Raw genomic sequence first — 23,916 nt, 5'->3', positions numbered from 1 at the left:
CAAAGTCGCAAAGTCGCAAAGTTTTGTTTCACGCAGATTAGGCAGATTTTTAAAATCCTTTTAATCTGTGGCATAAAAAATAAAGTCTTAGCGTCCTCGTGGCTTTGTGGCAAAAAACACAACAATGTCACAAAACAAAAACGCCTTAATACGATACAAAACGATCGATAAATGTCTGCAGAATAAATACAGGCAATGGACACTCGAAGATTTAATCGAAGAGTGTTCTGAAGCATTATTTGAATATGAAGGACGACAAAACCCAATCAGCAAGCGAACCATTCAAATGGATATTCAATTGATGCGAAGTGAAAAGCTCGGTTATAATGCACCAATCGTGGTTTACGATAAAAAGTATTATAAATATGAAGACGAAGATTTTTCGATAACCGATATTCCGCTGACGGAAACCGATATGAATGTTTTGACAGAAACCGTTTCGATGTTGAAGCAGTTTAAAGATTTCTCTCTATTTAATGATGTATCGGATATCTTACAACGTTTAGAAGATAAAATCTATGCCGAAAAATCGCACACCAAACCTGTTATTTATTTGGATAAAAATGAGAGTCTAAAAGGTTTGCACTATTTAGACGAAGTTTATCAGGCGATTATTAAAAAGGTTGTACTTGTGATTACTTACAAATCATTCAAATCAAAAGAGGAGAGTAAATTTCATTTTCATCCCTTTATATTAAAGGAATTCAACAATCGCTGGTTTTTGATTGGTAAAACAAAAGCTTCACAACCAATTACCAATTTAGCATTAGACAGAATTATTGCAATTGATTACGATTTTAACATTCCTTATTTAGAAGAACATTTTGATGCTGATGCTTATTATAAAGATATAATTGGTGTAACTGTAAATTCTGGTTTACAGCCCAGACGCATTGAACTTTGGATTGACGCAATAAATGCACCTTATGTGTTGACAAAACCGCTGCATTCGTCGCAGCGATTGATTAAGGAAAATGAAGATAAAAGTATTATTGTGCATTTGTTTATTTCACCTAATTATGAAACGGAACGGCTTCTATTAGGTTTTGGAGATTCGATAGAAATTTTAAGGCCTGAAAATCTAAGAAATCGCATGAAAACGATTCTAAAAAAGGCAATCTCAAGATATGAAACCGAAAACGGCACTGAATTAAATGCATAGTTTTTTACAGAATACAGAATAAAAAACGTTTTAAAAACTAAAAAAAGCTTTTTACAACACAAAAAGTGTTAAAATCTAAAAAAAGAATAGTATATTTCACTATAAATAAACCAGCAAAACCCTCTAAATCAGGGATGTTTTTTAATTAACCAAAAATTTATTAAAAAATCATATGCATGCATAGTATTTTTTAATTATATTTGAAATCGATATAGTTACCTATGAAAGACAAAACAATAGATTATATTTTAAGAGCTACATGGCAGGCTGTTTCAAGAATGTATAATGAAGAGGCTGCAAAATACGACGCAACAATGGCAACGGGATTTGCTCTTTTAAGTATGGACAAGGAAGAAGGAACTCCATCAACCGCTTTAGGACCGAGAATGGGCATGGAAGCAACCAGCTTAACAAGAACTTTAAAATCTATGGAAGAAAAAGGTTTAATAGTTCGCAAAAAGAATCCAAGTGACGGCAGAGGTGTTTTGATCTATCTGACCGATTTTGGAAAAGAAAAAAGAGATTTATCTAAAAATACAGTTCTAAAGTTTAATGAAAGCGTTAGAAAACATGTTTCAGAAGAAAAACTGAATCATTTTATCGAAGTTTCTGAAATCATCAACGAACTGATTCACGATAAAAACATATTTAATCAAACAGAAAACACAGAAGAAAAGTAATCAATTTTGATTGTCCTGATTCTGTAAAAAAACAAATAGTAACAAATTATGAAACGCACAATTAAAAAAGTTGCTGTAATTGGATCCGGAATTATGGGTTCAGGTATAGCTTGTCATTTTGCTAACATTGGTGTCGAAGTTTTACTTCTTGACATTGTACCGCGTGAATTGACCGAAGCTGAAGCTAAAAAAGGATTAACACTTGAAAGTAAAGCCGTTCGCAACCGTGTGGTAAACGAACATTTGGCGAATTCATTAAAATCAAAACCATCTCCTATTTACAGTCAGAAATTCGCAAACAGAATTACAACTGGAAATACAACAGATGACATGGCAAAAATTGCTAATGTTGACTGGATTATCGAGGTTGTTGTAGAGCGTTTAGACATTAAGAAATTAGTTTTTGAACAAATCGAGAAATTCCGTAAACCGGGAACTTTGGTTACTTCTAACACTTCTGGTATTCCAATTCACTTTATGAGTGAAGGAAGAAGCGAAGATTTTCAACAGCACTTCTGCGGAACACACTTTTTTAACCCTGCGCGTTACTTAAAATTATTTGAAATTATTCCTGGTCCAAAAACTTCAACTGAAGTATTGGATTTCTTAAACGAATACGGATCTAAATTCTTAGGAAAAACTTCGGTTGTTGCTAAAGATACTCCGGCGTTTATTGGAAACAGAATTGGTATTTACGGAATCCAAAGTTTATTCCACTTGGTAAAAGAAATGGGATTAACTATTGAAGAAGTTGATAAATTGACAGGACCAGTAATTGGTCGTCCAAAATCGGCTACTTTCCGTACCGTTGACGTTGTTGGATTGGATACTTTGGTACACGTTGCTAATGGTATTTATGAAAACTGCCCAACTGACGAACAACACGAATTGTTCAAACTTCCTGATTTCATCAACAAAATGATGGAAAATAATTGGTTAGGAAGCAAAACCGGACAAGGTTTTTATAAAAAAGTAGATAAAGATATTCTTTCTTTAGACTTAAATACATTAGAATACCGTGCTGCGAAAAAAGCAAATTTTGCTACGCTTGAACTAACAAAAACTATTGATAAACCAATCAACCGTTTTAAAGTTTTAGTAAAAGGAACAGACAAAGCGGGAGAATTCTACCGTAAGAGTTTCGCTGGAATGTTTGCTTATGTATCAAACAGAATTCCTGAAATCTCAGACGAATTATACAAAATTGACGATGCCATGAAAGCTGGTTTTGGATGGGAAAATGGTCCATTCGAAATCTGGGATGCAATTGGTGTTGCCAAAGGAATTGAAATCATGAAAGCGGAAGGTTTAGCGCCAGCTGCATGGGTTACTGAAATGTTGGCTTCTGGAAGCGAAAGTTTCTACTCTGTAAAAGAAGGAGCAACTTATTTCTATAACATTCCAACAAAATCACAAGTAAAAGTTCCTGGACAAGATTCATTCATTATCCTAAACAACATTCGCGAAAGCAAAAAAGTTTGGAGCAATAGTGGAGCAATTATTCAGGATTTAGGAGACGGAATCTTGAATTTAGAATTCCAATCTAAAATGAATACCATTGGTGGTGACGTTCTACAAGCTATCAATAAAGCAATCGACTTATCTGAAAAAGAATATCAAGGTTTAGTTATTGGTAACCAAGCAGCGAATTTCTCTGTTGGAGCTAATATCGGAATGATTTTCATGATGGCGGTTGAGCAAGAATACGACGAATTGAACATGGCAATTAAATTGTTCCAAGATACAATGATGCGTGTTCGTTATTCTTCGATTCCAGTAGTAGTTGCCCCTCACGGAATGACTTTTGGTGGTGGATGCGAAATGAGCTTACACGCTGATAAAGTAGTTGCTGCTGCAGAAACGTACATGGGATTAGTTGAATTTGGTGTTGGTGTACTTCCTGGTGGTGGTGGATCTAAAGAAATGGCTTTAAGAGCTTCAGATTTATTCCGTAAAAATGATGTGGAATTGAACGTTCTTCAAGAGTATTTCTTAACAATCGCTATGGCTAAAGTTTCGACTTCTGGTTATGAAGCTTTTGACACTGGACTTCTTCAACATGGAAAAGATGTTATTGTAGTAAACAAAGATCGTCAGATCGCTGAAGCTAAAAAACATGCGTTGTTAATGGCAGAAGCTGGTTATACACAACCTATCAGAAGAACAGATGTTAAAGTATTAGGAAAACAAGCTTTAGGTATGTTCTTAGTTGGAACGGATCAAATGGAAGCTGGAAAATACATTTCTGAGCACGACAAGAAAATCGCAAACAAACTGGCTTACGTAATGGCTGGTGGTGATTTATCTGAAGCAACTTTAGTATCTGAACAATATTTATTAGATATCGAACGTGAAGCTTTCTTGAGTTTATGTACTGAGCGCAAGACTTTAGAGAGAATTCAATATATGTTAACTAAAGGAAAACCGCTTCGTAATTAGAGAATAAGATGAAAGAAGCAAGAAACAAGACTTTAAAACAAAGTTTTGTCTTTTCTCTTGCCTCTTGCCTCTTTCTTCTAATAAATCTTAAAAAAACAAAACAAATGAAAACAGCATATATAGTAAAAGCATATAGAACAGCAGTTGGAAAAGCTCCAAAAGGTGTTTTTAGATTTAAAAGACCTGATGAATTAGCTGCAGAAACCATTCAGTTTATGATGGATGAACTGCCTGATTTTGACAAAAAACGTATCGACGACGTTATGGTAGGAAATGCCATGCCAGAAGCAGAACAAGGTCTAAACGTTGGACGTTTGATCTCTTTAATGGGATTAAAAGTAGAAGATGTTCCTGGAGTTACAGTAAACCGTTACTGCGCATCTGGGTTAGAAACTATCGGGATGGCGACTGCTAAAATCCAATCTGGAATGGCAGATTGTATCATCGCTGGTGGTGCAGAAAGTATGAGTTTTATTCCGATGGGAGGTTACAAACCAACTCCGGATTATAAAGTTGCTGCTGCAGGTCACGAAGATTACTATTGGGGAATGGGTTTAACTGCTGAAGCGGTTGCTAACCAATACAAAATCTCAAGAGAAGATCAAGATGAGTTTGCTTACAACTCTCATATGAAAGCTTTAAAAGCACAAGCAGAAGGAAAATTTGACAAACAAATCGTTCCAATTACTGTTGAGCAGACTTTCATCAACGAAAATGGTAAAAAAGAAACAAAATCATACGTTGTAAATAAAGACGAAGGTCCAAGAGCAGGGACTTCTAAAGAAGCTTTAGCAGGTTTAAGACCCGTTTTTGCTGCTGACGGAAGCGTAACGGCTGGTAACTCTTCTCAAATGAGCGACGGTGCTGCTTTCGTTTTAATCATGAGCGAAGAAATGGTAAAAGAATTAAACCTTGAGCCTATCGCTAGATTAGTAAACTTTGCTTCTTCGGGTGTTGAGCCAAGAATTATGGGTATTGGTCCTGTAAAAGCAATTCCGAAAGCCTTAAAACAAGCGGGATTAACATTAAATGATATTGAGTTAATTGAATTAAACGAGGCTTTCGCTTCACAAGCTTTAGCAGTTACTCGTGAGTTAAACATTAATCCAGAAATCGTAAATGTAAATGGTGGAGCGATCTCTTTAGGTCACCCTCTGGGATGTACAGGAGCTAAACTTTCTGTTCAGTTATTTGATGAGATGAAACGCAGAGGTAATAAATACGGAATCGTGAGCATGTGTGTGGGGACTGGACAAGGAAGCGCTGGGATCTACGAAGTATTATAAGAAAATATTATAAGAAAGTATTATTAAGTAAAGTATACATTCAGTTTGTCATTTCGACGAAGGAGAAATCTTCACGAGAAACTCGACAAAGATTGGAATCTCGTTGTAGAGCTACTTGCGAAGATTTCTCCTTCGTCGAAATGACAAGATTGTGTACAAAAACCATAAATAAAAAACATACAAAAAAACATTAGCAATGGCAGATACAATCGAAAAAAACGTGACTCGTGGTGGTCAGTTTTTAGTTAAAGAAACAAAATGCGAGGATATCTTCACACCAGAAGATTTCTCGGAAGAGCAGTTAATGATGCGTGACTCTGTAAAGGAGTTCGTAGACAAAGAATTATGGGCGCATAAAGATCGTTTCGAAAAGAAAGATTACGCTTATACAGAATCATCTATGCGTAAAGCTGGTGAACTTGGACTTCTTGGAGTTGCGGTTCCAGAAGAGTACGGCGGATTAGGAATGGGATTTGTTTCTACAATGTTAGTTTGTGACTACATTTCTGGAGCAACAGGTTCTTTCTCAACTGCTTTTGGTGCACACACTGGAATTGGAACTATGCCAATTACACTTTACGGTACAGAAGAACAAAAGAAAAAATATGTTCCAAAATTGGCTTCTGGAGAATGGTTTGGAGCTTATTGCTTAACTGAGCCAGGTGCAGGATCTGATGCTAACTCAGGAAAAACTAAAGCAGTTTTATCTGAAGACGGAAAATACTACTCTATCACAGGACAAAAAATGTGGATTTCGAATGCAGGTTTCTGCAGCGTTTTCATCGTTTTTGCTCGTATTGGTGATGATAAAAATATTACAGGTTTCATCGTAGAAAACGATCCAGCAAACGGAATTTCTATGAATGAAGAAGAGCATAAATTAGGAATCCGTGCTTCTTCTACTCGTCAGGTTTTCTTCAACGAAACGAAAGTTCCTGTTGAAAACATGTTATCTGAAAGAGGAAACGGTTTCAAAATCGCAATGAATGCTTTGAATGTTGGTCGTATTAAATTGGCTGCTGCTTGTTTAGATGCTCAAAGAAGAGTTACTTCTGGAGCTGTAAAATATGCTAACGAAAGAATTCAGTTCAATACATCTATTTCATCTTTTGGAGCTATCCGTTCTAAATTAGCTGAAATGGCAACTAATGCTTATGCTGGAGAAAGTGCTTCTTACCGTGCTGCAAAAGACATCGAAGACAGAATCGCTGCTCGTGAAGCGGAAGGAACTTCTCACCAAGAAGCTGAATTGAAAGGTGTTGAAGAATACGCTATCGAGTGTTCTATCTTGAAAGTAGCGGTTTCTGAAGACGTTCAATCTTGTTCTGACGAAGGAATTCAAATTTTTGGTGGAATGGGATTCTCTGAAGATACTCCAATGGAAAGTGCTTGGAGAGATGCTCGTATCGCTCGTATCTACGAAGGTACAAACGAAATCAACAGAATGCTTTCTGTAGGTATGTTGATCAAAAAAGCAATGAAAGGTCACGTTGATTTACTTGGACCAGCAATGAAAGTTCAAGAAGAATTAATGGGAATTCCATCTTTTGATACTCCAGATTTCTCTGAGTTATTTGCTGAGGAAAAAGGAATCGTTGCTAACTTGAAAAAAGTTTTCTTAATGGTTGCTGGTAGCGCTGTTCAAAAATATGGTCCGGATTTAGATTCTCACCAACAATTATTGATGGCTGCTTCTGATATCTTAATCGAAATTTACATGGCTGAAAGTACAATTTTGAGAACTGAAAAATTAGCAAAAGCTCAAGGCGAAGACAAAGTTCAGGAGCAAATCGCTATGGCAAAATTATACTTATACAAAGCTGTAGATATCGTAAACTTAAGAGGAAAAGAAGGAATTGCTTCTTTTGCTGAAGGCGACGAACAACGTATGATGTTAATGGGACTTAAACGTTTCACTAAATACACCAACTTGCCAAACGTAGTGGCGTTGAGAGAAAAAATTGCCGCAAAATTAGTTGCAGAAAATACTTACTGCTTCTAATATAAAAATAGTTTTTAGCTTTTAATTTGTTTAGACCCGCACAACTCCGAAACTGTGCGGGTTTATTTTTTTGTTCTTTACGTAAATATGCTCAATGATTAAGCGCAATATTTTTGCAACGATTTGCAAAATATTCGTTAAAATTAACTTTTTAAGGTCAATAAAATAGTTAAATATCGATTGTATTCCTTTATATTTAGCATTCTAAAAACGCTAAAAAAACATAAAATGAAACAAATTAACCTGATTGCCATGCTTTTGCTGTGCTGTTTATCAACAAATCTTTTTGCACAGAAAAACAAAAAAATGGATATCATAGCTTATTATACAGGCGATGATAAACTAATAAACGAATACGAAGTAAATAAGCTGGATCAAATTATCTTTAGTTTTTGCCATTTAAGAGATGGAAAATTAGGTGTTGACTCTCCTAAAGACTCAATTACTATTAAACATTTAGTTTCTTTAAAAGCTAAAAATCCACAATTAAAAATCATACTTTCACTTGGCGGATGGGGTGGCTGCGAACCTTGCTCTGCTGCATTTTCTACTGCTGAGGGGAGATTAACTTTTGCTAAATCTGTAAAAGAAGTCAGCAACTATTTTAAAGTTGATGGTTTAGATTTAGATTGGGAATATCCATCTATCGAAGGTCTTCCTGGTCATTTATATCAGGCAGCTGACAAGCCAAATTTTACAGAACTTCTTAAAATTTTACGCTCAACAATGGGTAAAAAATATGAACTAAGTTTTGCTGCAGGTGGTTTTCAAAAATGTCTGGATGAATCTATAGACTGGAAAGCAGTTGCGCCATACGTAAATCGTATTAATATTATGAGTTATGATTTAGTAAACGGTTATTCTAAGGTAACTGGACATCATACTCCATTGTACAGTACAAATCCAAAAGAAGAATCAACAGACAGAGCTGTTAGTTACTTGCTAAAACTTGGAATTCCTGCTGAAAAATTAGTTATTGGAGGTGCTTTTTACACTAGAACATGGAAAAATGTTGCTAATGTAAACAATGGTCTTTATCAAGCTGGAGAACATATTCAAGGGGTTGATTTTAAAAACTTCGCTACTTATTATACGGAAGCTAACGGATGGAAATATTTTTGGGATGATAAAGCTAAAGCGCCTTACTGGTATAATGAAAAAGAAAAAACATTTGCTACTGGAGACGATTTAACTTCAATAAAAGCTAAAACAGAATATGCAAAAGCTAAGAAACTTGGCGGTATAATGTTCTGGGAACTTCCTCTAGATGCGCCTCGTAACGGAATGGTAAATACCATATACGAAACTAGAAACAAATAAAAACAGAATACTAAGCAACCTAAAAAAACTTTTTTTAGGTTGTTTTTTTTTATAGTATTTTTGGGGTAACTCCCAAAAGCAAAGTATTATGATATTTTCGACTATAATTCGCAATACTATTTTTTATAAAAACATCATAATTAACTTTACTGTTTTAAAAGTACTTGCAATTATACTTTTAACTGCAAGTCCAGTTTATACATCTTATGCTCAAAATTCAATTTTAGAAGATAGTCTAAAACTAAAAAATGAGATTCCTAAAAATACTAAAATTGAAAGTTTACTCAAATTAGATGAAGAGAAAAGCAGACAGCTTTATATTGAAAATAAAATAACCAAAAATCATAATTTATTATTTGATGCCATTTCTAAAAACATTCAGGATGCCAATGTCATTTTAAAAACAGGTATTGATTACAAAGCTTTCACCACAGAACTAGATTATGCTATCAAACTAAAAAAAACGGCTATAGATGGTATAATCAAAAATCAAAATGATTTTCAAACACTTAGAAACATAACCGTTACATCGATTATGCTTAATGAATTACAGACGCGTCTTGAAATTCAACTTTCTAAGATCAAAAACAACAGCATCGAGTTAAGCAAAATACAAGGAAAAATTGATTCTTTAACGATTCAAAAATCGCTGTTTGCACTTCCAAAAGATTCATTGCGAAAGATTCTATATTATGATCGTTATTCTCAAATGTACTCTAATGTCAACTCGCTTAATAAACGATTTAAGGACGCACTTGACAGTATCAGTAAACTGCAAATTACCGCGAGACATTTTAAGTATGATCTGCAAAACGACATCATTGAGACGGATAATATACGAAAGAATGAATTTCAAAATCTATTAGATTCTGATGGAACAATTTTTAGTACCAACTCAAGTGAAATGTCTTTTTATGAATCGTTTTTTTACTCGCTTACCAAAGAATCGATCATATTAATATTCTTCATTTCAAATCATTTTAAAACAATTGTTTTAATGCTTCTGCTTGCAGTCGTTCTAGTCATTTATCTATTGTTTCTTAAAAATAAGTATAAAAAAGAGGGCGTTTACAATACCACAAAACTTTCCAAACAAATATTCAGACATCCCATTTCGTGCGCTGTATTAGTTTCATTTACTTTGTTCAATTTTTTCTTCACCTACCCTCCTTTTGCTTTTACAGCGCTCATTTGGCTGGTATCGATAATTGCTTTAACCATCGTAAATAAAGAATATTTTACGCCAAAAGAAAAGTTTGTCTGGAAAGCTTATGTCATTATTATTCTTCTAGGATTGTATGACAATAATATTCTAACACACTCTGTAAAAGAGGTCATTTTAATTTTAATAATAGCTTTTTCATCAATTGCATTTACAGTTTATAATCTAAAAAAGAATAAAGAGATTTTAAATCCCTTTTTCAAATACAGCTTATATGTTTTAATAACTTTTGAGATCGCTTCTATATTATTCATCCTAATTGGTAAAAACTATAATTTAGGAAAGCTTCTAGCTATAAACGGTATTATAACGGTTTTGATGTATTATTTGTTCACCACAACGTACCGTTTGCTTGCTGACATTATAAACTATTCTAATTATTTAAGAGAATCAAACGAAGAGAAATTATTAAACAGCAACGAATTAGAAAAAATAAGTACTAATCCTAAAATTAACACTCTATTTGTTCTTGGATGGCTGGTGTCTATAGGCAAGAATTCATATCTATTTCAAGCCATTCTTGATCCAATTATTGGCTTTTTTACAGAACCACGAAACATTGGTGATTTCAATTATTCTTATCAAAGTATTGTGGTTTTCTTTTTTATCATTATTGCTTCTGTAGTCATTGCTAAAATTGTTGCGTTTTTAACCAGCACTTCTATCAATTCATCTTCTGGCGTTAAAAAAAACAAATTTGGCAGCTGGATGCTTTTCATACAAATTGCCATATTTAGTATCGGAATAAGTCTTGCTTTTATATCATCTGGTATTCCTGTTGACCGTTTAACTATTATTATTAGTGCTTTAGGTGTTGGTATCGGATTTGGACTTCAAACTTTAGTAAATAATATTGTCAGCGGTTTAATAATTGCTTTTGAAAAACCTGTTAATATAAATGATACAATTGAAATAGGCGGTCAAATGGTAAAAATGAAATCTATTGGTATCCGAAGCAGTGTTGTGGGAACTTTTGACGGTGCCGATGTTATAATACCAAACGGAGATTTGTTAAGCCAGCATTTAACGAATTGGACGCTTTCAAACAATAAAAAACGAACAGACATTTCTATTGGAGTGGCGTACGGAACTAATTTAGAAAATGTAAAATCCTTGTTGAATGAAATATTAAGAAACCATTCTTTGGTACTTCAATATCCAGAACCAATTATTTGGATAACCACTTTCAACAGCAGTTCTATTGATATTGTTATTAAATATTGGGTTGGAAATATAAATTTTGCAAGTGATGTAAAAAGTGATTTAATTATTGAAATTGATAAAGTTTTTAGAGCCAATAATATAGAAATTCCTTTTCCGCAGCAAGATATTTATATCAAACAGGATCAAAATAAAAGGAAAGACGAAAATGAAAATTGAGTATAAAAAAAAGGCAGTTATTACAATAACTGCCTTTTTTATGCCAATATAAATCTCTTAATTCAATTTTGCTTTGTCTAATTCTCCAATAAACGGAATTGAATTTTGTATTTCGTTACGAATTGTTGTTTGAAGATAAACTTCTAACTGTATAAATTTTGCCGCATTTATAGATCCAACAGCTTTTTTTGCCTGACCATACGTTTTTGAAAATAACTTTTCGTAATCAATTTCATTTTTCAAAGCCGCCTTTGCCAATTGATCTGCTTTTTCATCTGTTAATGTTGCGTAATTGGCCGCATAATCATTAAGCAGTTGAAATTTTGTTTGACCAAGAGCTTTACGCTGCGCTTCATAGCTGTCATAAACTTTTGTAAATGCTGCAGATTGAGTATCAGATAAATTCATGTATTCTTTTACAAGATCACTTTTCGATTTTCCATAAACACTTTGTACAACATCTAAATCTTCTTTGAAAGAAGATTGAGCATAAGAAGAAAACGTGGCCGCAGCCAAAATAAAAATAAGACTTAATTTTTTCATAATTTTGATTTTAAATTTGTTCTTAGTGGATTATGCATACTCAAATATACTGATTTTTAACACATTAATCGTACATTTTTTTTCTATCTAAAAAAATGAATATTGATAAGCAGCTGATAAAGCATAATAATTAAGTCCGTTATTAGTATATGCTCCAACATGATACTGAAATTTTATAGACTGCCCTTTTGCCATGGGAGTTGAAAATGTTGCTCCTACCCGCCAATTATCAATTTGGCTGTCATCAGAAACACCATCTGTAATTGTTTTTCCGCCAAAAAACCAGTTTGTATTAAATCCTACCCACATTTTATTTTGAAAATAATAACTGGCATGAGCCTGTAAACTATAAGTTGGCTTTTGCTCTAATTTTTTTCCAAGAAAATCATTATTATTAGTGTAAAACCAAATACCGCCATAGGCTTCAGCATATACATGTGCAAAACGTTTTGAAACTCCAATTTCAGGTTTAAATCCCCAGCGGTTTGTTCCTATATTAACTTGTTTATCATCATAATATCTGCCCGTTGGTATTGAGGTTACTAAACTTACCCCTAAAATCGTTTTTTGCTCAAAATTTCTAAATTCTGTCTTATCGAGTGCAGGAGAGCCTAATAAATTAATTCCTAACCGAACTTTCATATCTGCAAATCCAGTTCTTGATCCTGTTAAAACATCACCATTTGTGCGTGTTTGCGAACCATCCATGAATGTATAAGGCAACACAACTTGTACACGAGCCAATTTATCAGAAACTGCAAAAGTTCGAATATAATTTACTGCTAAATTGTGGCTGTGAAGCGTAAAATCTGTAATTGGCAGCGAAGGATCTGTGAGTACATTACCATTCATAAAAACATAGCCAATTGCTACAACATTCAAATCTTTAGCAACATTAGCGTAAACTCTTGGTTCTAAATCTTGACTATAGGAATATAATACCCCAAAGAAAAATAATAATACAAACAACCACTTTACAGACAAAAAACAAGACGACTTTTTTAGCATAAAAATAATTCAGGGCATCATTAATACTAACTCTTTACTACTTATTCACAGCCTTCTTCGGCGCGCTTACTATACCATCATAAAAAATAGAAGATCTATTGTTACTGTTGACAGAAAGAGAACTGTTTCCATTAAAAAAGATGGTAAATACCAAATCAAAAACATCATTTTTCCCTTTAACTGTTGCTTTCACAACATAGTTTTTTTTATTCTTTTCAATCTTTAAATTATCAGGTACTCCTTCAAATTTAATTCCTCCGTCTGTTCCATATCCCACATTAAACCCACGTCCAAAAAAGGGTAAATCACAAGTTGTTTTTACAGTATTAAAATTTAAAAAATAAGTTTTATAATCTAAATCAATAATCCTGCCTCCTGTAGGAGTAGCTTTTTGCGCTTCAAAAACAAAATCTTTAGCATCAATCAAAGCCTCAATTTCTTTCTGTTTTTGCAGTTCTCTCTCGGCCTTTAGTTCTTTTTTAGATTTTTGCTGTGCTGAGACAGAAAAATTCAGAAAGACCAGTAATACTAATAAAATAGATAATTTAGTTTTCATTTTTAAATAGCATTTATATTGTTTAACAATCAACCAAATCAAAAAAAAACAGTAAGCAACCTTACTGTTTTTTCGTGAATCTCATCATGACAATATCTCCAGAAATAAATAGAAGTGTTTTTCCATCATCTGTAATATCATACGAAGTTATTTTTTGAAGCGTATTCATATACACACTTTCTCCCTGTCCGTCAAGGCACATCATTTTAGTAACTGCCATAGGTTGTGTAAAATCGGTTTTATTACCATCTAAAACAAGTTTTCCTGTATACGAATTACAACTATTATTACCTGAAACCTGACTATCTTTTGTATTAAAATTTATGGTCGGTTTCTTATTTGGATATAATCCTTCAAAGGTAATTCTTGGACCTGTAATAAAATTAAGTTCCCAACTTCCATCAAGTTTAGCTGTTGTATCATTTTTTTTGCCTTTAGAAGCACTACAAGAAATCAACAATACACTTAGAAAGGCTATGGTAAAAATTCTTTTCATCATAAAATAAAGTATTAAATTTAAACATACTGAGTCTTTTTTTGAACAAAATCAGGACTCAAAATCACTACTAATTTACGCAATATAATCCGTTTCGTATTGGTGCATTCAATAAATTACAAGGAATAGTTTGACTTTTATTTAACTTTTACAACCTCGCTTTGTCGTTATTTTATGTTAAATTTACTTAATATTTAATTTAAATGCCCATAAATATGAAAAAAATAATCGCGTCTTTCGCTATAATTACAGCTTTAGTCATTGGTTGTAAAACAAATACAAAATCAAGTGATGCCAAAACTCTGACTGTAGCTTTAGAACCTAAAAGCAACAGCAAGGTAGCAGGAACGGCAACTTTTACAGAGAAAAACGGTAAGGTGACTTTTACAGCAAAAATATCAGGATTAACACCAGGTGTTCACGCTATACACATTCACGAAAAAGCAGATTGTACTTCGGCTGATGGAAGTTCCGCAGGAGGACACTGGAATCCAACCTTTAAAAAGCATGGAAAATGGGGCGTTGGAGAGTATCACAAAGGTGATATTGGAAATTTTACCGCGGATGAAAAAGGAAATGGAACAATTACAATGACAACTGACGAATGGTGCATTGGCTGCGAAGATGAAACAAAAAATATTCTAGGAAAAGGTTTAATTGTTCATCAAGGTACTGATGACTTTACGACTCAACCAACTGGAAATGCCGGCGGAAGAGTTGCTTGCGCAGGAATTATCAAATAAATAAAACCGATAACCACTATTTTTTCACAAAAATCTAGTGGTTATTTTATTTTATATTCACACTAAAACAAGAAAAAGATATAGCTTTGCAGCTATAAATTGAAGTCAATGATTAACCCATCTGCACCAGGCTGGATAGACAAGTATTTTAGCGAACAAAAGTTTTCAGAAGCAATCCCTTTTGAAACTACTGATTCGTTTTATTATAAAGTTAGAGAAACTGGTTTTATTTATGGACATATTATTGCTATTGATTCGCGAATTCCAATTCCGATAAAAGGCTGGTTTAAAACCGAAATTTCTAAAGTCGCCTTACTAAATACACTTTACAATGTTTTTTGTCTAGAAAAAAGAGATTTTGAACCTCTTCATTTTATTACCGAAGTTTTAAAATTCTACAAACAAATGAATCCTGAAGGTTTCAATTTGTTTAAAATTTTACTGCCAAAAGATACTCCTTCTTTATCTTTAGAAAATATAATAGATCAAAGAGTACAAACAAATGATAGTATTATCAGCAAGAACTTTTCGCATCTGGTAACCAATGCTCTTTTGTTTATTGATGTTTTGGCATTTAGACAATATTTAGCGCATGGCCACATACCTGAGAAATATTTAAAACGAATTGAGGAAACTGTTCTTGGAATTGTTGGGTTGGCATTAAAAACCAAAACTATCAAATCTCAGCATGATGATTTATTAATTAAACTTTTTGAAGCATCTATTCGTTACTCTAAATTCTCGAAAGTTACTGTTGAAACTTTGGAGACTTTACAACTGGACTATTTCAGCAACAAATTAGAACAATATTACTTAATTGATATGGCTGGAATGGCTTTATGGAGTGATGGTGTTGTAGAAAATGAAGAAGCTTACTTTTTGTATTCATTAGGATCAATGATGGGCGTTTCTGATGATTTTGTTTCAAATAGTATTGCTACGACAAACGCTTTTATTACCACTCATAAAAAGAAAATTCCCTATTTTAACTACTCCAATCCTGTCAAACATTTTTATGATCAAATGACGCACAGCGTTGTAAAATTGATTGTAAGAAACAAAAACAGATTGGTTAAGGAAATTATCCAAAGTAAGGAATTAATGGTTTTATTGGCTTATTCTACTACGAGAGATTTGGATGCCAAGGAAAAGAAGAAAGTAAAAAAACAGCTTTTAGATATTTGTAAAACCATTCCGTCGCTTACCATCTTTTTACTTCCCGGCGGAAGTTTATTACTGCCTATTCTAATCAAGTTTATCCCAACATTATTACCGTCTGCTTTTAATGAAAATCTAGACGAAAACGAATAAAAAAAATCGCCCTTTTGAGGCGATTTTTTATAACAATTTTTATTTAACTATTAAAGATCAAGCTGATAAACTTCATCAAGCTCTTCGTTTGAACTAATATTTACATTTAAATCAGTAACAAAACCTGAATTTAATCCGTAAACCCATCCGTGAAGCATTAAATCTTGACCGCTTTTCCATGCACCTTGTACAATCGAAGTTTTTGCCAAGTTATAAACCTGCTCTTTAGCATTGATTTCAACAAAAGCATTAAAACGCTCTGTTTCATCTTGAATTGAGTTTAAATATTTATCGTGTAAACGATACTCATCTTTAATATGACGAATCCAGTTATCAATAATTCCAACAGATTGCTGACCCATAGCCGCTTTTACGCCACCACAACCGTAATGTCCGCAAACAATAACATGTTTTACTTTTAAAACATTAACTGCATAATCCAGAACACTCAACATATTCATATCTGAGTGAACAACCATATTTGCAATATTTCTGTGTACAAAAACTTCACCCGCTTTTGCTCCAATAATTTCGTTTGCAGGAACACGACTGTCAGAACACCCAATCCATAATAAAGGCGGAGTCTGCCCTTTTGCTAAATCAGCAAAAAAATTAGGATCTAATGCTAATGATTTCTCAACCCATTGCTTATTGTTCTCTAGTAACTGCTTATAAAACTCTTTCATTTTTTTGATTTTTTGATTGGTATTTCAACATGCTTAAACATATTAAAAATAACTTACGGTAAAGTTATCTAATTTTCTAATACTTCTCACCATGAAGAAATACCTTTAATTAATATAATTTGTTTAAACTTTTTCTTTTAGTACTATTTCTCTTTTAGCAACATCGTAATAATGTTCTATAGAGACATGATTATTATTTTCTGGAGTGTTTTCAAGTTCGTAAGCTTCTTTAAACCCTTTCAGCTTCACTTCGATATTTTCGTCAATAGCACGTGTTTCTTTAAACTCACGAATTAAATCTAAAACATCATGTGCAATATACTCAGTATCCTCTGCACTAATAACCACTTTAGAGTTTTCAGGAATCTCACTCAAAGTCAATTTAATTGCAGCTTTGTTCAAGAAAGAAACTTCTTGCGCTAAATCGATATGAATAATATCTCCGTCTTCGTATTCTTCTTTTTTAAAGCTGTATGCTCTTTTTAAGTTTCCTCTTAATACAAAAATAACACTAATAATAATTCCTAACGCCACACCTTTAAGTAAATCTGTAGCCACAACAAATACTAAGGTTGCAACAAAAGGTATGAACTGATATTTTCCTTTTTCCCAGAAATGTTTAAATGTAGCTGGTTTAGCTAATTTGTATCCCACTAAAATTAAAACTGTTGCTAATGTTGCTAATGGAATTTTATTCAAAATAGTAGGAATCGACAAAACACTTATCAATAACAATACACCGTGAATAATAGCCGACATTTTTGATTTTGCTCCTGCATTATTATTTGCAGAAGATCTCACTACTACAGAAGTCATTGGTAAACCTCCTAAAAGTGAACTCACAATATTACCAATACCTTGCGCTCTAAGCTCAACATTTGTATTAGTATAACGTTTTTGAACATCCATTCTGTCTGCAGCCTCAATACATAAAAGTGTCTCAATAGAAGCTACAATGGCAATTGTAATAGCAACTACCCAAACTTGAGGATTTGTAACCGCAGCAAAGTTTGGCGTAATTAAAATAGATTTAAATTCGTCAAAAGATTTTGGAACTGGCAATGAAACCAAATGTTCTTTTGCAATCGCCAATGAGCTTCCTGAAGAAACAAAAAATTCATTTAAAACTACTCCTAAGACAACAGCAACAAGCGCACCTGGAACTAACTTTAATTTCTTTAAAAAAGGAACTTTATCCCAAGAAATTAAAATTGCAAGAGAGACAAGCGAAATTACCACTGCCCCTAAGTGAATGTGATTAACTACATCAAACAGAAATGAAAATGAATTACTTCCGTCATTTTGAACAAAAGCCTGATCACCTTCAAAATCTGCATCATAACCAAATGCGTGAGGTAATTGTTTTAAAATAATGATAATTCCAATACCTGCCAACATTCCTTCAATAACATTTGTTGGAAAATAATTGGAGATACTTCCGGCTTTTAAAAACCCTAATGCTAATTGAATTAGTCCTGCAATAAAAACAGACATCAAAAACACATCAAAAGCACCTAAATCAGTAATCGCGGTTAAAATAATAGCTGTTAGTCCGGCTGCTGGTCCTGAAACGCTGATATGCGACTGGCTCAAATAACCAACCACTATACCACCAATAACACCTGCAATAATTCCAGAAAATAAAGGCGCTCCAGAAGCCATTGCAATACCTAAACACAACGGAAGAGCGACCAAGAAAACCACTAAACCTGAAGCAAAGTCAGACTTAAGGTTGGCAAAAAGATTAATTTTTTTTGTCATAATACAATACTAAATAAATTATTCATCAAAGTTTTACCGCATTTAATCAAAAATGCAGTTAGTTCAAAATAAATCGGAAGTATTATGCCAAGTTGGGAGGTGGAGCAAAAATGCTCGGAGAAATATTGTCTAGTTTTACAATATTTTCAGACGCAATCGTCTTTTTTTCAATATAAACAGGCATAACAACTTCGTGTTGAAGTATTGCTGGATATACAGCAGCCTTAAGTTCTTTATGAGAATGCTCTTCTTCAGAAAAACTGAAAAATATAGACGTATCCGTGCTTTTCTTCATCACCGTAATAATTGTAGGGGTAGATAAGAAAGCAATGAATATGAATAATAATATGCGAGCAACTAATTTCATTCCAGCAAAAATAACGTTATACAAACAAAATCAAAGCATCCAATCAAAATTTTCATAGAAATTTAACATTCATAAAAAAGGCAGAATGGGAAACCTACTCATTCTGCCTCTTAATTTACTAACAAACAAGTTATTATAACTCTTCATCAAGCCAAGCATTCATCATCCAGATCGTTTTTTCCTGCTCTGCAATAAAATCACTCATCATCGAATTCGTACCTTCATCGTTAATTTCTGCAGATTTATTCAAGATTTCACGCTCAATTTTTAGCAAATCCGATAAAGAACTCACAATTAAATGAACTGCTTTCTCATCATTTGATATATTTTTCCCAACAGTTAATTTGTTATTTTTAATATAATCCTCAAATGTATGTAAAGGTGTTCCTCCAATTGTCAAAACTCTTTCGGCGATCATATCAATTTTTAATTGTGAATCTGTATACAATTCTTCGAATTTAACATGCAGATCAAAAAAACGTTTTCCTCTAATATTCCAATGAATTCCTCTTAGATTTTGATAATAAACTTGAAAATTTGACAATAGAACATTTAGTTCTTTTACTAATAACTCTGATTCTTTTACTGGAAGTCCTAAAATATTTGTTTTCATAATTTTCATTTTTTATAATGAGTTTACTACAAATTTAAGCTAACTTCTTCAAAAAAAACATAAAAAAAAATTATATTTAGTTATTTTTGCATCAAAAAATTCTATTAAAATGACGATAACTCAATTACAATATGTATTAGCCGTTGCAGAGCATAAAAATTTTACGCTTGCTGCTGAAAAATGCTTTGTGACTCAGCCTACTTTAAGTATGCAGATCCAAAAAATTGAAGAAGAACTAAATATTTTAATATTCGACCGAAGTAAAAAACCTATTCAGCTTACAGATATTGGGCAAAAGATCGTAAACCAAGCAAAGAATATTGTAAACGAAGCTGACCGAATTAAAGATATTGTTGAGCAGCAAAAAGGTTTTATTGGCGGAGAATTTCGACTAGGAATTATCCCAACCATTATGCCGACTCTTTTACCTATGTTTTTAAATAATTTCATTAAGAAATATCCAAAAGTTAAACTTTTAATTGAAGAGCTTAATACGGATGAAATTATTGTAAAATTAAAAAACGGTCATTTGGATGCTGCTATTGCAGCAACTCCGCTTGAAGATGAAAAAATAAAAGAGATCGTCTTATACTTTGAGCCATTTGTAGCCTATATTCCAGAACATCACAGCAGTTTTCAAAAAGAAGAAATCGAAGTTGCTGATTTAAACATCAATGAAATTTTACTTTTACAAGACGGACATTGTTTTAGAGATGGAATTTTGAATTTATGCAAACACAGTGCTGATGCTGAACAAAATAATTTTCAAATTCAAAGCGGAAGTTTTGAAACTTTGATAAAACTAGCCGACGAAGGTTTGGGTACAACACTACTTCCGTATTTGCACACTTTAGATTTAAAAGAATCCGACAAACTGAAACTACGAAATTTTAAGGAACCAAAACCTGCTCGCGAAGTAAGTTTAATTTACCCGAAGAGCGAATTAAAAATGCAAATTATTGATGCACTAAGATCAACAATTGCCGGCGTCGTAAAAGGAGCCATTGTTTTTCAAAACGTGCAAATCATCAGTCCGCTGCAAAAGAAATAAAAATAAAAAAGGAGCCAATTTCGGCTCCTTTTCTTTTATACTTTAATTAGTAGTAGACTTTGTTTTAGTTCTGGTTTTTCAATTATAAAATTTAATAACCATTCTTGCAATTGTTCCATTTCGTATGGCAACAGTGTTTTGATAGCTTTTTCTAGTTCTTTACAGAAAAGTATCGGATCGAAACTTACTCTTTCAAGTATTGATTTCGTGTAATCAAACATTATTTTTGACATAATAAAATAAGATTTTCGGGGGTTATCTATTATTTTAAACTCGAGCCAAATTTAAGCAAATATCATTCATAAAGACAATTTTTAACTTATTTTTTTAAAAACTTTAGCAGCGAATACGTTTTCTTACTACACATAAATCAATATAGAATCGTTCTAAACAACTCATTTAAACCTTTTTAAAAGCTCGAAACATTTCTCTTTTACCAGGAGGTCCTGTTAATTTTTCAACAGTAAAACCAACCTCAATCATGCTCCTTTTAACAATTCCTCGAGCGGCGTATGTAACAAGAACGCCATTTGGCTTTAAACTATTGTACATTTTCTGAAAAATGGCTGTACTCCAAAGCTCTGGCTGCACTCTATATCCGAAGGCATCAAAGTAAATCAAATCAAAAATTTCTAAATCGTCGATTTCATCAAAAAATTGTTTTCTTTTAGTTAACGAAAATCTTGAGTTAATTTTCACTTCTTCATTCCACTCGCTTTCATGCATTTTTTTAAATACTTCCGAAAAACTTTCTGCTTCTAATTCTTCAACATAATTCATTGCCAAAACTTCACTTGCAGCAATCGGATATGCTTCTACTCCAACATAATTAATATGCTGCTGTTTTTCTTCTGATTCTAAAAAAGTAATAAAAGCATTTAAACCAGTTCCAAAACCAATTTCAAGAATAGAAACCGGATTACTTTCAAATAATGACAACCCATTTTTTATAAACACGTGTTTTGCTTCTTGAATAGCACCATGTTTAGAATGGTAACTTTCGTTCCATTCTTCCAAATGAATTGTTGTTGAACCATCTAGCGTTTTAATTATTTCTCTTTTCACTATTTTCAAATTTTACAATGCCTTTACATTGATTTATAGTCCATTTTCTCAGTCAAAATTAGTCAAAACAAATGCGTAAAGCCTTAAAAAACGACACTTTTTTCATAAAATCTTTATAAAACTTCGCTAAAATTTTAGGTTTATTATAAGATAAACAAATCTCAGTCAAATACAGGAATTAATGCAGTTTTACTAAACAAATTATATATTTTTCCGTAATTTTGCATTCAACAAAACCTATTCTTCATCAGATCATTACGTTAGATTTTCATTTGAAAGAATACAAATTAGATAAAAACTTTACATAATTATGAGTACAACTCAAACAAGCAAAATTGAAATCAGAAAAGCTGAATCGTCTAAGATAAGCTCTGTAGACTTTGAAAACTTAAGCTTTGGTGCTGTATTTACAGACCATTTATTAGAATGTGATTATAAAGACGGGCAATGGCAGACTCCGGTCATTAAGCCGTATACTCCTATTTTAATGGATCCATCTTCTAAAGTCTTTCATTATGGTCAAGCAATTTTTGAAGGAATGAAAGCTTACAAAGATGAAAATAATGATGTTTGGTTGTTTAGACCTGATGAAAACTACAAGCGTTTCAACAGTTCTGCTGTACGTATGGCAATGCCAGAAGTTCCGGAAGATGTATTTATGGAAGGTTTGAACGAATTATTAAAAATCGACCAAGAATGGATTCAAAGAGGAAATGGTGCAAGTATGTACATTCGTCCTTTTATGATCGCTACAGGACCTGGAGTAATTGCAAATCCATCTGACGAATATAAATTTATGATTTTACTTTCTCCAGCAAAATCTTACTATGGAGGCGAAGTAAAAGTAATTATTGCTGAACATTACAGTAGAGCTGCAAATGGTGGAATTGGTGCTGCAAAAGCAGCTGGAAACTACGCTGCTCAGTTTTACCCAACTAACTTAGCAAACAAAGATGGTTTTCAACAAGTTATTTGGACTGACGATGCTACACATACAAAATTAGAAGAAGCTGGAACAATGAACGTTTTCTTCAGAATTAATGATACTTTATTGACAGCTCCAACAAGCGAAAGAATTTTAGATGGTATTACTAGAAAAAGTTTAATTGCAATGGCTGAAAAAGAAGGTTTAAATGTTGAAGTTCGTCCAGTAATTGTTTCTGAACTAGTTGAAGCTGCTAAAAACGGATCTTTAAAAGAAATTTTTGGAGCTGGTACTGCTGCAGTTATCAGCGTAATTAAAGGATTCTCATATAAAGGTGAATATTATGAAATGACTCCAGTAGAGAATTCATACGCTTCATTCTTGAAAGAAAAACTAACAAGTCTTCAAAACAAACTTTCTGAAGATACTTACGGATGGACTGTTAAGGTTCAATAATCCTAAACCATATTTAAAAAGAAACCCGATAAATTTAGTTTTATCGGGTTTTTTATTTTTATTTATAATTAAACTTATCGTGTAGATAAGATAAAACACAATCTTGTCATTTCGACGAAGGAGAAATCTTCACGAGTAACTCCGCAATCAGAATCATTAATCTTTATCGAGCTACTTGCGAAGATTTCTCCTTCGTCGAAATGACAAAAATGAGACAAAGCTTTGTGTTCTTTGCTTTTTTTTTATAAGAACTACAGAAAAAAAACTTAGCTCCCGATAGCTATCGGGATTGCGTTTAATCTTCTTTACAGCAACTTCGAAAAATCAGGTTTAAAATAATTTGGCCCCTTCATTACTTTTCCGTCTTCACGATAAATCGGCTTCCCATCTTCGCCAAGTTTACTCATATTACTACGCTGAATTTCATCAAAAACAGCTTCAATTTTATCCTGCAAACCATGTTCGATAATTGTACCGCACAAAATATACATCATATCACCAAGTGCATCAGCAATTTCAACTAAATCATTATTTTGAACCGCTTCAAGATATTCTTCATTTTCTTCTTTCATTAAATTATAACGAAGCAGTTTTTTAGTTTCTCCTAAATCAGCAATTGGAGTATGACTGTGACCTATTTTAAAAGCAGTATGAAATTCTGTAACTGCATCCAGTTGTTTCTTCATGTTTTTATTTGATTAAATGAAATGGCAAATTAGCAACAAATCGTATACAATTCTCTAAATTTGTCAAAAATAATTTTTAAAGTATGTTTAGTCAAGGACAATTAATTTTCGGACTCTGTTTTTTTATCGCTTTTGTAATCATAATGATTTTTGCTTAC

22 protein-coding genes are annotated in these 23,916 nt (G+C 32.9%); 11 read left to right on the top strand and 11 right to left on the bottom strand.

Annotation, left to right across the window (positions count from 1 at the left end):
• Window positions 1-124: 124 nt before the first annotated feature.
• The 7 genes from ACHRV0_RS06970 (at window position 125) to ACHRV0_RS06940 (ending at window position 11,491) form a co-directional block, all read left to right on the top strand.
• Entirely contained in the window at window positions 125-1,162 is a 1,038-nt protein-coding gene (locus tag ACHRV0_RS06970; RefSeq protein WP_395440329.1) for a helix-turn-helix transcriptional regulator, read from the top strand.
• A 221-nt stretch (window positions 1,163-1,383) separates the two neighbouring features.
• Window positions 1,384-1,842: a MarR family winged helix-turn-helix transcriptional regulator gene (locus tag ACHRV0_RS06965; RefSeq protein ID WP_395440328.1), complete on the top strand. Its 459-nt coding sequence runs from the start codon at window positions 1,384-1,386 to the stop codon at window positions 1,840-1,842.
• A gap of 48 nt (window positions 1,843-1,890) precedes the next feature.
• Window positions 1,891-4,281, top strand: coding sequence for a 3-hydroxyacyl-CoA dehydrogenase NAD-binding domain-containing protein (locus tag ACHRV0_RS06960; protein ID WP_395440327.1), 2,391 nt, complete (start codon window positions 1,891-1,893; stop codon window positions 4,279-4,281).
• 104 nt (window positions 4,282-4,385) lie between these two features.
• Complete coding sequence (locus tag ACHRV0_RS06955; RefSeq protein WP_395440326.1) at window positions 4,386-5,567, top strand: thiolase family protein; 1,182 nt, start codon at window positions 4,386-4,388, stop codon at window positions 5,565-5,567.
• Between the two features lie 196 nt (window positions 5,568-5,763).
• The gene (locus tag ACHRV0_RS06950; RefSeq protein WP_395440325.1) at window positions 5,764-7,569 is read left to right on the top strand and encodes an acyl-CoA dehydrogenase family protein; all 1,806 of its coding nucleotides are present in this window, start codon (window positions 5,764-5,766) and stop codon (window positions 7,567-7,569) included.
• A 228-nt stretch (window positions 7,570-7,797) separates the two neighbouring features.
• On the top strand, window positions 7,798-8,889 hold the full coding sequence (locus ACHRV0_RS06945) for a glycoside hydrolase family 18 protein (RefSeq protein ID WP_129023414.1): 1,092 nt from the start codon (window positions 7,798-7,800) through the stop codon (window positions 8,887-8,889).
• An 88-nt stretch (window positions 8,890-8,977) separates the two neighbouring features.
• The gene (locus ACHRV0_RS06940) at window positions 8,978-11,491 is read left to right on the top strand and encodes a mechanosensitive ion channel family protein (RefSeq protein ID WP_395440324.1); all 2,514 of its coding nucleotides are present in this window, start codon (window positions 8,978-8,980) and stop codon (window positions 11,489-11,491) included.
• Window positions 11,492-11,548: 57 nt separating this feature from the next.
• On the opposite strand, the gene ACHRV0_RS06935 is transcribed toward ACHRV0_RS06940, so the two are convergent.
• The 4 genes from ACHRV0_RS06935 to ACHRV0_RS06920 all read right to left on the bottom strand — a co-directional run bounded on the left by ACHRV0_RS06935 (window position 11,549) and on the right by ACHRV0_RS06920 (window position 14,097).
• Window positions 11,549-12,034 carry a hypothetical protein gene (locus tag ACHRV0_RS06935; RefSeq protein WP_089053186.1) on the bottom strand — a complete coding sequence of 162 codons (486 nt, stop codon included), beginning with the start codon at window positions 12,032-12,034 and terminating at the stop codon, window positions 11,549-11,551.
• 87 nt (window positions 12,035-12,121) lie between these two features.
• A complete protein-coding gene (locus ACHRV0_RS06930; protein WP_395440323.1) occupies window positions 12,122-13,018 on the bottom strand; it encodes a transporter in 897 nt (298 codons plus the stop codon).
• A 61-nt stretch (window positions 13,019-13,079) separates the two neighbouring features.
• The gene (locus ACHRV0_RS06925; protein WP_129023418.1) at window positions 13,080-13,598 is read right to left on the bottom strand and encodes a DUF4251 domain-containing protein; all 519 of its coding nucleotides are present in this window, start codon (window positions 13,596-13,598) and stop codon (window positions 13,080-13,082) included.
• A 61-nt stretch (window positions 13,599-13,659) separates the two neighbouring features.
• Window positions 13,660-14,097 carry an META domain-containing protein gene (locus ACHRV0_RS06920; protein WP_395440322.1) on the bottom strand — a complete coding sequence of 146 codons (438 nt, stop codon included), beginning with the start codon at window positions 14,095-14,097 and terminating at the stop codon, window positions 13,660-13,662.
• A 212-nt stretch (window positions 14,098-14,309) separates the two neighbouring features.
• Here ACHRV0_RS06920 and ACHRV0_RS06915 point away from each other — a divergent pair, with 212 nt between their 5' ends.
• Together ACHRV0_RS06915 and ACHRV0_RS06910 are read left to right on the top strand one after the other, a co-directional pair.
• Window positions 14,310-14,837, top strand: a complete 528-nt coding sequence (locus tag ACHRV0_RS06915) for a superoxide dismutase family protein (protein ID WP_089058713.1) — start codon at window positions 14,310-14,312, stop codon at window positions 14,835-14,837.
• A gap of 108 nt (window positions 14,838-14,945) precedes the next feature.
• Entirely contained in the window at window positions 14,946-16,148 is a 1,203-nt protein-coding gene (locus ACHRV0_RS06910; RefSeq protein WP_395440321.1) for an LETM1-related biofilm-associated protein, read from the top strand.
• Window positions 16,149-16,198: 50 nt separating this feature from the next.
• Here ACHRV0_RS06910 and can read toward each other — a convergent pair whose 3' ends face one another.
• From can to ACHRV0_RS06890, 4 genes are all read right to left on the bottom strand, one after another.
• The gene (gene can / locus ACHRV0_RS06905) at window positions 16,199-16,834 is read right to left on the bottom strand and encodes a carbonate dehydratase (protein ID WP_089053179.1); all 636 of its coding nucleotides are present in this window, start codon (window positions 16,832-16,834) and stop codon (window positions 16,199-16,201) included.
• Window positions 16,835-16,957: 123 nt separating this feature from the next.
• Window positions 16,958-18,595 carry a SulP family inorganic anion transporter gene (locus tag ACHRV0_RS06900; protein ID WP_129023420.1) on the bottom strand — a complete coding sequence of 546 codons (1,638 nt, stop codon included), beginning with the start codon at window positions 18,593-18,595 and terminating at the stop codon, window positions 16,958-16,960.
• Between the two features lie 82 nt (window positions 18,596-18,677).
• Window positions 18,678-18,890, bottom strand: coding sequence for a hypothetical protein (locus tag ACHRV0_RS06895; RefSeq protein ID WP_233207038.1), 213 nt, complete (start codon window positions 18,888-18,890; stop codon window positions 18,678-18,680).
• A 205-nt stretch (window positions 18,891-19,095) separates the two neighbouring features.
• Complete coding sequence (locus ACHRV0_RS06890) at window positions 19,096-19,575, bottom strand: Dps family protein (RefSeq protein WP_089053277.1); 480 nt, start codon at window positions 19,573-19,575, stop codon at window positions 19,096-19,098.
• Window positions 19,576-19,684: 109 nt separating this feature from the next.
• On the opposite strand from ACHRV0_RS06890, the gene ACHRV0_RS06885 reads away from it, so the two are divergent.
• Window positions 19,685-20,626: a LysR substrate-binding domain-containing protein gene (locus ACHRV0_RS06885; protein ID WP_129054549.1), complete on the top strand. Its 942-nt coding sequence runs from the start codon at window positions 19,685-19,687 to the stop codon at window positions 20,624-20,626.
• 35 nt (window positions 20,627-20,661) lie between these two features.
• On the opposite strand, the gene ACHRV0_RS06880 is transcribed toward ACHRV0_RS06885, so the two are convergent.
• Both ACHRV0_RS06880 and mnmD read right to left on the bottom strand, forming a co-directional pair.
• Window positions 20,662-20,859, bottom strand: coding sequence for a hypothetical protein (locus ACHRV0_RS06880; protein ID WP_089053175.1), 198 nt, complete (start codon window positions 20,857-20,859; stop codon window positions 20,662-20,664).
• 166 nt (window positions 20,860-21,025) lie between these two features.
• Window positions 21,026-21,691, bottom strand: a complete 666-nt coding sequence (gene mnmD, locus ACHRV0_RS06875) for a tRNA (5-methylaminomethyl-2-thiouridine)(34)-methyltransferase MnmD (RefSeq protein ID WP_395440320.1) — start codon at window positions 21,689-21,691, stop codon at window positions 21,026-21,028.
• A gap of 310 nt (window positions 21,692-22,001) precedes the next feature.
• On the opposite strand from mnmD, the gene ACHRV0_RS06870 reads away from it, so the two are divergent.
• The gene (locus tag ACHRV0_RS06870; RefSeq protein WP_395440319.1) at window positions 22,002-23,072 is read left to right on the top strand and encodes a branched-chain amino acid aminotransferase; all 1,071 of its coding nucleotides are present in this window, start codon (window positions 22,002-22,004) and stop codon (window positions 23,070-23,072) included.
• Window positions 23,073-23,377: 305 nt separating this feature from the next.
• On the opposite strand, the gene ACHRV0_RS06865 is transcribed toward ACHRV0_RS06870, so the two are convergent.
• A complete protein-coding gene (locus tag ACHRV0_RS06865; RefSeq protein ID WP_089053172.1) occupies window positions 23,378-23,758 on the bottom strand; it encodes a nucleoside triphosphate pyrophosphohydrolase family protein in 381 nt (126 codons plus the stop codon).
• Window positions 23,759-23,916 lie beyond the last annotated feature (158 nt).

Origin of the sequence: Flavobacterium sp. FlaQc-30, from assembly GCF_044005885.1 — a bacterium.
Classification (GTDB): Bacteria; Bacteroidota; Bacteroidia; order Flavobacteriales; family Flavobacteriaceae; genus Flavobacterium.
The sequence above is the reverse complement of the archived record's forward strand: the minus strand, read 5'-3'. Positions and strand labels throughout refer to the sequence as shown.